This window comes from Microcoleus sp. BM001215392 (assembly GCF_036700185.1).
Taxonomy (GTDB): domain Bacteria; phylum Cyanobacteriota; class Cyanobacteriia; order Cyanobacteriales; family Microcoleaceae; genus Microcoleus.
Genome location: NZ_JAUBOJ010000422.1, coordinates 1 through 6,017 on the forward strand (window position 1 = coordinate 1; position 6,017 = coordinate 6,017).

A 6,017-nucleotide genomic window follows, 5' to 3' on the forward strand; every position below is an offset into this window, starting at 1 on the left:
CTGATTGACCCAAGGGGTAAAGCAGGAACACCGATACAAACACGGCTATAGGGCCTGTGAATGCCAAGGCGTTGTAGGGGCGGATGCCGACTAAACGGGAGATTTCGATCTGACGCAGGCAAAAGCCGATCAGTGCGAAAGCGCCGTGGAGGGCGACAAATGCCCACAGTCCACCGAGCTGGAACCAGCGGGTAAAGTCCCACTGTGCTTCGGGGCCCCACAAAAACAGCAGGGAGTGTCCGAGGCTGTTGGCTGGGGTGGAGACTGCGACGGTGAGGAAGTTGGCTCCTTCGAGGTAGGAACTTGCCAAACCGTGGGTGTACCAGGAGGTCACGAAGGTGGTGCCGGTCAACCAGCCACCGATCGCCATGTAGGCGCACGGGAATAGCAGGATGCCAGACCAACCTACGAAGACGAAGCGATCGCGCTTGAGCCAGTCGTCGAGTACATCAAAGATGCCTCTTTCGGTCTGGGCGCGTCCGACTGCGATTGTCATAGCGATAAAATCCTTTTACTTGTTAAAAGACCAAGGTTTCTAATTAAAGTTAACATAACTATATATTATAAGTTCATTAATTTTCAACTAGAAGGGCAGGAGTTGATACAGAATCACTTCGCTGGGGCGATCGCGCCACCGATGTGTGACACACAGGTGGGCGAGTTGAATTAAAATTTGGCTTTAAGGCTGTTTAATCTTATGACTGCAAAAACAATGACCTCGATCGATTCTGTCCTGCGCTCGGAGGTTTTGGGCTCCCGGCGCTTCAGCAATTACTGGTGGGCGACGGTTGTCAGCATTGGAGGGACGGGTTTCCTGCTGTCGGGCATTTCCAGCTACTTGCACGTGAACCTGCTGCCTTTTTCTGACCCAACTAAGCTGATTTTCATCCCTCAAGGCATCGCGATGGGTTTCTACGGTGTCTGCGGCGTGCTGTTGGCGCTTTACCTGTGGCTGACTATTCTCTGGGATGTGGGCGGCGGATACAATGAGTTCGATCGCCAAACCAGTAACATTCGGATCTTCCGTTGGGGATTTCCCGGCAAAAACCGCAAACTTGATTTTACTTGCAAGACATCCGATGTGCAATCTGTGCGGGTGGACATTAAAGAAGGTCTCAGTCCCCGCCGCAGCATTTACCTCAAGCTCAAAGACCGCCGTCAGTTTCCCCTGACTAGAGTCGGACAGCCGATTGCTTTGTCTCAGGTGGAAAATCAAGCTGCCGAATTGGCTAGATTTTTGCAAGTTCCCCTAGAAGGACTGTAGAGATTTGGGATTTGGGATTTTCCATTTTAGATTGGTAATCTCTTGTAGGGTGAGCATTGCGCACCAAATGGATAAATTTAGGGTGCGCCTCGGTGTGCACCTTACCTGGTTTAGTGAAAGTAGAAAATACAAATGCAAATGCAAATCAAAATTCAGCGGTGGTTGTTCTCACTTTTAATAATTGGTGCGCTGTTTGTCGGGGGATGCGGTAGTTCCCCTGCTGCGACCAACTCAACTCCGACGAATCCGGCGTCTGGTGAAAATATTTCTTTGTCTCCACCTCCTTCTGAACCGGCGCCTGCTGCTGTGGCGGCGTCTGCACAATTTAATAATTTGCCGCGCTTGACCCAAAAAGCAACGGTGGTGATGACGGTTAAAGGTGTTCCAATTACGATCGAACTCGACGGCACAAATGCGCCAATTACGGCGGGGAATTTTGTCGATTTGGTTCAGAAGGGAGTCTACGACGGGCTGGTATTTCACCGAGTGGTGCGAGAACCTCAGCCTTTTGTGGTTCAGGGCGGCGACCCTCAAGGTAAAGACCCTAAATTTCCTACGGCGCGACTGGGAACTGGGGGTTTTATTGACCCGAAAACATCTGTCGAACGCAGGATTCCTCTGGAAATTAAGGCTAAAGGTGCACCGAACCCGACTTACAGCCAAACCCTAGAACAAGCTGGGATTGCTCAGAAACCCGTGTTGGTTCACAGTCGCGGGGCTGTGGCCATGGCTCGATCGCAAAGTCCTGATTCGGCTTCTTCTCAGTTTTACTTTACTTTGACCGATGTGCCGTTTTTAGATGGTAGCTATGCGGTTTTTGGTTACGTTAAGCAAGGGATGGATGTTGTTGATAAAATTCAAGCGGGCGATCGCATTGAAAAGGCCACTGTTACTCAGGGTTTGGAAAATTTTAAGGCTGCTAGTTAGTCAGTTGACAGTTGACAGTTGACAGTTGACAGTTGGGAGGAAAGCAGTAGTTATTGGTTATTGGTAAGTAACAAGCCAAAACTAATACCTGATAACTACGCATCAACAACCAACAAGTAATATATTACGCATCAAAAACCCACAAGTAATATATTACAAATAACTCATCAAAACTAACGAATAACTACTGCCTTCTACCTGATACTTATGGATGTTGTCGTTACTGGAATTGGTCTTGTTTCGGCTTTGGGGAGTCTGGAAAAGAGCTGGATAAGACTGTTGGCTGGGGATTCGGGGATTCGGCAACATCAACCTTTTTTAGAACTTGAACCTCGACCTTTGGCTTTGATTGGGACAAAACCAGCCGATTTAATAACTTTAATTCGGCTGGTTTTGGCAGATGCTGTGCAAGATGCTAATTTGATTTTGCCGATTCCTGATTGCGGGATTGCGATCGGTTCGAGCCGAGGATTTCAGGGAAATTTGGAACAGTTGGCAAGAGAAGGAAGTTCGGCAACGGATTTTGTAACGCATTTAACGGATGGACTGAAGAAGTCCGAGGGAAGTTCGGCAACCGATTCTGTAACGGATGTCAGGCAGAAGGAAGAAGGAACAGGGAAGAAGGAAGAAGGAAGAGAATTCCCAATTCCCGATTCCCAATTCCCAATTCCCGATTCCCGATTCGTGAATTTTTTGCCTCACATGGGGGCGATCGCGGCGGCGAGGGCAATTGGCTCGACGGGGCCTGTGCTGGCGCCGATGGCTGCTTGTGCTACGGGCATACAGTCGATCGCCCGCGCTGTTGATTTAATCCGCACCGGAGAGTGTCAGCGGGCGATCGCAGGTGCTGTAGAAGCGCCAATTACACCCCTGACTGTGGCTGGATTTAACCGGATGGGTGCTTTGGCAAACACTGGCTGCTATCCGTTTGACGAAGATCGGGAAGGCTTTGTACTCGGTGAAGGCGGGGCTTTATTTGTCTTAGAATCGGCTGAGTTGGCAAGCCGTCGCGGTGCTAAAATTTACGGTCGAATTTCCGGTTTTGGGTTGACAAATGATGCAACTCATGCTAACTCGCCAGAGTTGGGCGGGAAAAGTGCGATCGCGGCGGTAAATCAATGTTTGAAACGCAGCAATTTAGTCGCGGTTGATATAGATTTTATTCACGCTCACGGTACTGGAACTGATTTAAATGACCGACACGAAGCGCTGTTAATTCAGAAATTGTTTGACCCAGAAGTTGCTGTTAGTTCGACTAAGGGGGCTACTGGTCATACTTTGGGAGCTTCGTCCGCTTTGGGCGTGGCTTTTTGTTTGATGGGTATTAAATCGCAGATGTTGCCGCCTTGCGCGGGCATGAAAAAACCGGGTTTTGATTTAGATTTTGTGACGTTTGCCCGATCGGCTATTGTGAGCAATGTGGTTTGTTTGAGTTTTGGCTTTGGCGGGCAGAATGCTGCGCTCGTTTTATCTCGGGAGCGTTAATTTTTGGCAATGAAAGTCGATCGGCATTTAAATCGCATTCTCTATCTACAGATCGAATCTGGTGGGGCGTCGGAGAGGGCGATCGCACATCCAGTTTAAATTTGAGATACACTATCATATTTATGTATTTTAGTCAATTGAGTGATAATTTTGGTGATATTGGTGCTGCTATGCGAGTTTTCCCCTGCATCCGGCGGGTAAATCTTCCCTCACAACCGCTGGCGTGCTAGAACATCAAGGCAGATCCAAGCAGTATTGTATTTTATTCCAGCACCGATGCCGATCGGCGAAGATATAAGAAAGAAATTGTTTCAATTAAGCCTCAGGTATTTTCACATGGATATGGCATCTCATCGATTTATGTCTTATTTTGAACCTCTTCAAGCCGCTCACCTGTGCGAAATAGCTGTCTTGGAGACTTTTCCTGAGGAGACGCTGGTTTTTGAAGAAGGAGAAACAGCAGATTTTTTATATCTAGTTTTAGAAGGTGAAGTCGAGTTTAGCAAGCGGGTTGAAAATAATAAATATCAAACTATTGCTGTCGCCAAACCAGACGATTTTTTTGGGGAACTCGGAGTTTTAGACGGAGAGCCGCGCAGTGCTAGAGCTGTCGCAGTTGGCGGCTCCACTTTGGCAAAACTAGGTCGCGAAGAACTAATAGCAACTCTCCAGTTGGCTAAAGGCAGTTCCGTACTGGAAATGTTTAGTTTCATTATTAAAAACTTGCGCTCTACTACAGATCAATATGTTAGCCAGTTCGTACACAAACAAAAAATGGTTTTGGTAGGAGAAATGGTGAGCACAATTATTCACGATTTTAAAAGTCCTTTTACTGGCATTAAACTCTCCAGCGAAATGCTCAAAGAAATGCACCCTGATGAGGAAACTCAGGAGTGGTGCGAACTGATTCAATTGCAGGTGCAGCGAATGTTGGGGATGGCTGAGGAAGTATTGGAGTTTTCGCGCGGTAACTCGGCATTAAATAAAAAACCAGTTAATCTCACCCAAACATTGCATCAGTTTGAAAAGTTAAACAGAGTTTATTTTGAGGCGGCAAAAGTAGATTTGGTGCTGCGCGCAACAGAAGTAATAGTGGAAGCGGACGAAAATAAAATTTTGCGGGTTTTGCAAAATTTAGTTGGGAATGCTGTTGAAGCTTTTGGCGGGCGCGGAGGTATTGTTGAGATTGCTATCGGACAAAGCGAAAAGTGGGCAGAAATTAGCATTTACGATAATGGCCCGGGGATTCCGGCGGCAATTAAGGAAAAGTTATTTGAACCTTTTGTGACTTATGGGAAGCGGACTGGTACTGGTTTGGGAACGGCGATTGCTAAGTCTATTGTTGATGCTCATAAAGGGGAAATTAGTTATGAGTCGGAAAACAAAAAAGGGACAAGTTTTTACATCCGGTTGCCGAAATCCTAAGCGAGCAGAGTCTTTTAATTCGGTATGCGGATATATACCCTTTCCATGGAAAGATGAGGGATGTCTGGTAATGGGTAATGGGGAAAAGTTGACAGCTCGCCCCCCTGTAGCCGAAAGGTTGGCCGCTTGAGGGCACTTGATAAAGGAAGGAATAGGATTGGAGTAATGAATAGTCTGATTTTAATTGCTCGCTACAATGATTCCGGCTTTAAATCAATTCTTTGTGGTAAATCTCAGTAAGCTGTTCCACATTTAAATTGTATGTTTTGGGGAGGCTCTGAGCAAAATTCCACCAGAGTGGGATTATTTGTGCAGTTGAAATTTAAATTCAGAGCGAGCTTGCCTGACTGATGCTATTAACTATTAATTGAGAGGTAAACCGCAGACAAAGCCTGATTGACCCTGGTAGATAGCCTGAGGGGAGAACGGATGAATAGCAATTAAACTTTACTATATAACCAGCGATCAATCTAGTATAATTGGATTAATAAACTGCTAAAAATCTGATGCCAGTTACTATTCAAACCTTACCCGCAGAGGTGATCGATTTAATTGCCGCCGGCGAAGTGATTGACTCGATCGCCGCTGCGGTACGAGAATTAGTTGAAAATTCTCTGGATGCTGGCGCAACTCGCATCGTTGTGTCTGTTTGGCCCCAACAGTGGCGGGTGCAAGTTGCTGATAACGGTACGGGAATGGATCTGGAAAATTTGCAGCAGGCGGCTTCGCCTCACAGTACGAGCAAAATTACCACGGAAGCAGACTTGTACAAAATTGCTACTTTGGGATTTCGCGGGGAAGCTTTGCACAGTTTGGCTCAGTTGGGATGTTTGGAAGTTTTGAGCCGATCGAACGATCTGGGATTGGGCGATTTTTGCGAACATCGAGAGTCTGCGGAAACCCCCCCCAGCCCCCC

At 47.1% G+C, this 6,017-nt stretch carries 5 protein-coding genes and 1 pseudogene; 5 read left to right on the plus strand and 1 reads right to left on the minus strand.

Translation table 11 applies throughout. From position 1 onward, the window contains the following. Nucleotides 1-496: pseudogene (locus QT974_RS29595) on the minus strand (photosystem II D2 protein (photosystem q(a) protein)); the annotation flags it as partial. A 201-nt stretch (nucleotides 497-697) separates the two neighbouring features. Here QT974_RS29595 and QT974_RS29600 point away from each other — a divergent pair. From QT974_RS29600 to QT974_RS29620, 5 genes are all read left to right on the plus strand, one after another. After that, nucleotides 698-1,264 (plus strand): photosystem I assembly protein Ycf4, encoded by a 567-nt coding sequence (locus tag QT974_RS29600; protein WP_333471959.1) that lies wholly within the window; start codon nucleotides 698-700, stop codon nucleotides 1,262-1,264. A gap of 132 nt (nucleotides 1,265-1,396) precedes the next feature. After that, on the plus strand, nucleotides 1,397-2,191 hold the full coding sequence (locus tag QT974_RS29605) for a peptidylprolyl isomerase (protein ID WP_442933224.1): 795 nt from the start codon (nucleotides 1,397-1,399) through the stop codon (nucleotides 2,189-2,191). A gap of 207 nt (nucleotides 2,192-2,398) precedes the next feature. Next, nucleotides 2,399-3,676: a beta-ketoacyl synthase N-terminal-like domain-containing protein gene (locus QT974_RS29610; protein WP_333471961.1), complete on the plus strand. Its 1,278-nt coding sequence runs from the start codon at nucleotides 2,399-2,401 to the stop codon at nucleotides 3,674-3,676. Nucleotides 3,677-4,012: 336 nt separating this feature from the next. Beyond that, nucleotides 4,013-5,101 carry an ATP-binding protein gene (locus QT974_RS29615; RefSeq protein ID WP_333471963.1) on the plus strand — a complete coding sequence of 363 codons (1,089 nt, stop codon included), beginning with the start codon at nucleotides 4,013-4,015 and terminating at the stop codon, nucleotides 5,099-5,101. Nucleotides 5,102-5,607: 506 nt separating this feature from the next. After that, nucleotides 5,608-6,017, plus strand: a 410-nt coding sequence (locus QT974_RS29620) for an ATP-binding protein (RefSeq protein ID WP_333471962.1), incomplete at its 3' end; no start/stop codon positions are given.